General features: G+C 37.5%; 4 protein-coding genes. All 4 read right to left on the bottom strand.

Annotated elements, in window-relative coordinates:
* Positions 1 to 60 precede the first annotated feature (60 nt).
* Positions 61 to 1,029 (bottom strand): polysaccharide deacetylase family protein, encoded by a 969-nt coding sequence (locus tag DCC39_RS18590; RefSeq protein ID WP_133243515.1) that lies wholly within the window; start codon positions 1,027 to 1,029, stop codon positions 61 to 63.
* Positions 1,030 to 1,372: 343 nt separating this feature from the next.
* On the bottom strand, positions 1,373 to 1,837 hold the full coding sequence (locus DCC39_RS18585) for a universal stress protein (protein WP_116556375.1): 465 nt from the start codon (positions 1,835 to 1,837) through the stop codon (positions 1,373 to 1,375).
* Positions 1,838 to 2,004: 167 nt separating this feature from the next.
* Entirely contained in the window at positions 2,005 to 2,919 is a 915-nt protein-coding gene (locus tag DCC39_RS18580) for a DNA-3-methyladenine glycosylase family protein (protein WP_116556374.1), read from the bottom strand.
* Positions 2,920 to 2,969: 50 nt separating this feature from the next.
* Positions 2,970 to 3,178: hypothetical protein (locus DCC39_RS18575; protein ID WP_205948546.1), on the bottom strand; the 209-nt coding region annotated here is incomplete at its 5' end.

Genomic DNA, 3,178 nt, shown 5'->3' with positions numbered 1-3,178 from the left:
TTGTTTCCGGGTACTTGACAAATCAAGACATTGTGTTTTCAAGTAGATATTATTTTCATATCAAAAATGATATGGCTCCATGTCTTCCTCTATTCTTTCCATGACGTAGCCATTTTCTGTCAGGTAGTCTAGTAAACTAGATAAATGTTTGAGAGTAGAAGACTTGCTGTGTAACAAGATAATTGGCTCTCCTCCCGACTGCTCAATCTTTTTAATCTGGTTGATTGAATTTTCTACGTAGCGCCCATCTCTGTATTTCCAGTCATTGCTGTCAACATTCCAATCCCATAATTTATAGCCGTGCTCGTTTACCGCTTGTTTGTACTCTGGTGTCATGTGCGGCACGCTGCCATATGGCGTTCGGATTAAGAATGAACGGACACCGCTGATTTCTTCAAGGCTGGCTTGTCCTTTGTTCATTTCTTCCAGAACGGTACTCTTTGATTTGTAAAACTTTTTAATATCGTGGGTAACTCCGTGCATTCCAACGGCATGTCCTTCATTTACCATTTTTTTGATCGCATCAGGATACTTTTTCATGTTTGGCTCCAACATAAAAAAAGTTGCTTTCGCATGATATTTACCGAGTAAATCCAATAGTTCTTCCTCGACATCAGAAGGCCCATCATCAAAAGTTAAATATACAATTTTTTGTTTCTCTTTATTACCGCCTTGTCCCGCTAGATCCTCTTTGGAAGATTCCTTGTTTCCTCCTGCTAGATTCTCTTCTTCAGTTTCTTTATTCTTGGGTTCTTTTTCAGACGGTTCTTCTTCAGCAGAGGGTTGTTCTTTTGAAGAATGTCCAAGTTCCCTTTCTTGATTTTCTTCCGAACTCTCTTTTTGACTATTTTCTTCATCTGAAGTATGTACATCTGTTACTTTTGAACTGGCAATTGCAGTGACTTCTTCATTTCTTTCTTTTGAAGACTGTAATGGCAATACCTGTAAAAAAATGAAAAATACAATGAACGAAGCAATAGCCAAAATAACCGTTTGCTCTGATTTTTTTAACATTTTTTTCTTTTTCATGAGGGGCACGTTCACACTTTCTTAACATATTATTTTAAAATGAATAATCTATTTAAAGAAAAAGTAATCTTATAGATAAATATATCACAAAAACTACCAAAAACCGACATGAAAAATCACAAAAAAAGGAATTTTTACCAAAGATCTTTTTAACAATATTGGCCCCTCAAAATTTTCCAAGATAATGCAATTAAAACAACGCTCCAAAAAAGAATATATTTAATAAAACGGCGCCAGCGGTCCCGATACCCGTTCAAACGGCATAAGATTTCCCATTCCTTTATTACGAAAATAAAAAGTTCGCAGTTTTTCCGTAAACATGCGAACTTTTTTCAAAAATAAATTATTCGTTTTCTTCTCTTTTAGCTTTCTCATCTCTCACAACAAGCACATCACAAGGCGCATTTCGAACAATTTGTTCCGCAACACTTCCCATTACGAATCGTTCCACTGCATTTAATCCTGTAGCCCCACATACGATTAAATCAATCGAATACTTTTCCGGTATATTTCTAGATAGCTCTCGTTTCGGGCTGCCAGACTGCAACACAGTCTCTACATTTTCAAATTCTTGCATTTTTGCTTTTTCGGCATATTCATTAAGAAGATTTTCGCCATATTTTCGTGCCTCTTCAACGAAATCACCGTAGGGGGCGTACTGTTGTACCGTCATTAAGTTTTTTGTATCCACGACATGAGCAATATACAGTTTAACATTTTCCGACTTTGCAATCTTTAGAGCCCGTTGAAACGCACCTTCTGCTTCATTTGAACCGTCAACTGCAATTAACATATTCTGGTAAACCATTTTCCCACTTCCTTTCAATATTTAAATTCTTCAAATCTATTATAACCTTTGAATTAAAATAGCTATAGACATATCCATTTTGAAAAGATGAAAAGTTTCTGAACAATATGAATGGTTTACTCTAAGTCACGTTTACCATTAATGAAGGGTTTTCGCTTTTATGATTTTCATGCTGTCACGATTTGTCCATCGTCTCCAACAATTAGATTGGGATCTCCGACAAGCTCCCATAAATAGAGCGCCACGTATGTTTCATAAGGCGACCAATCTTTTTTCCAAGCTCCCATTTGCTCTTTTGTCGGTTTTTTTTCAAGGCGATATAGTTTTTTGAGTCCGTTCTGAATGCCGATGTCGGCCATTGGAAAAATCGATTTTCTGCCTAGCGCAAACAGCAAGAGACATTCAGCTGTCCATGGGCCGATTCCGCGGATTTTAACGAGCTTTTCAATTATTTCTTCGTCTGGCATCATATGGAATTCATCTAATACTACTTCACCCGAAGCAATAAGTTTTGATGTATCGATGACATATTCTGCTTTTCTGCGGCTGAATTGAAGCTCTGTTAATTGATCATAATGAAGCTTGCTTACTGCATCCGGATCAGGGTAAAACCATACCCCGTCTTTTTCGAAGCCAAATGCATTCACAAATCGGGCTGTTAATGTATGTGCGAAGCTCATGTTTAGCTGTTGGTGAATAATTGATCTCATTAAACTAAAATAAAGATCAAAATCCAATACAAGAGGCGTCCCTTTTAATGTTTGAAAAAGCGAACCAAGCTCTTTTTTCTCAAAATGGGCGTAAATGTTTTCAAAGGGGACATCCCATTGAAAGACTCGCCGTATTTCCTTTAAAACAATTGATTTATGCTCGTCCTTCACCTCTCCAGAAATGCTGAAATGCGGTTCTGTTACCGTACCGACACTTTTCACTGTAATGGCGTATGGATTTTTATCAATGACCAGTGGTACTTTTATCGTTTTATTTTCTAAATCAATGACTTTAATCGGATCGGCAGCTAATCTGCGAAGCGCGCGTTCAAAATGATAAGGGCCGGCAATCCGGATTTCCTGTTGCCACATTCTACTCCCTCTTTCTTCATTCGTTTTCTTTCGTATTTATTTTAACATTCCTAACCAAAAGAAGCTTCCGCCTTGTTCGCTTTGGCGGAAGCTTTATCTAAAGATAATTTAATCAGACCCAATCCTGACGTTTCTACCAATCCCATTTTCACATCCAACTTCCAGAATGAAAGACGCGAATGCTTTTTTCTTACTAAACATACATGACCCGCCGGGTCACAAACTTGGGATGAAAATGGTTCCATCCAATAGTTACCAT

Source organism: Pueribacillus theae (assembly GCF_003097615.1).
Classification (GTDB): domain Bacteria; phylum Bacillota; class Bacilli; order Bacillales; family UBA6769; genus Pueribacillus; species Pueribacillus theae.
Note: the sequence above shows the minus strand (reverse complement) of the source record. Positions and strands in the feature narration are given on the sequence as shown.

Bases quoted from the DNA above. Each gene is read 5' to 3' on its own strand.
- DCC39_RS18580 (WP_116556374.1), bottom strand. From the start codon at position 2,919: ATGTGGCAACAGGAAATCCGGATTGCCGGCCCTTATCATTTTGAACGC.
- DCC39_RS18585 (WP_116556375.1), bottom strand. From the start codon at position 1,837: ATGGTTTACCAGAATATGTTAATTGCAGTTGACGGTTCAAATGAAGCA.
- DCC39_RS18590 (WP_133243515.1), bottom strand. From the start codon at position 1,029: ATGAAAAAGAAAAAAATGTTAAAAAAATCAGAGCAAACGGTTATTTTG.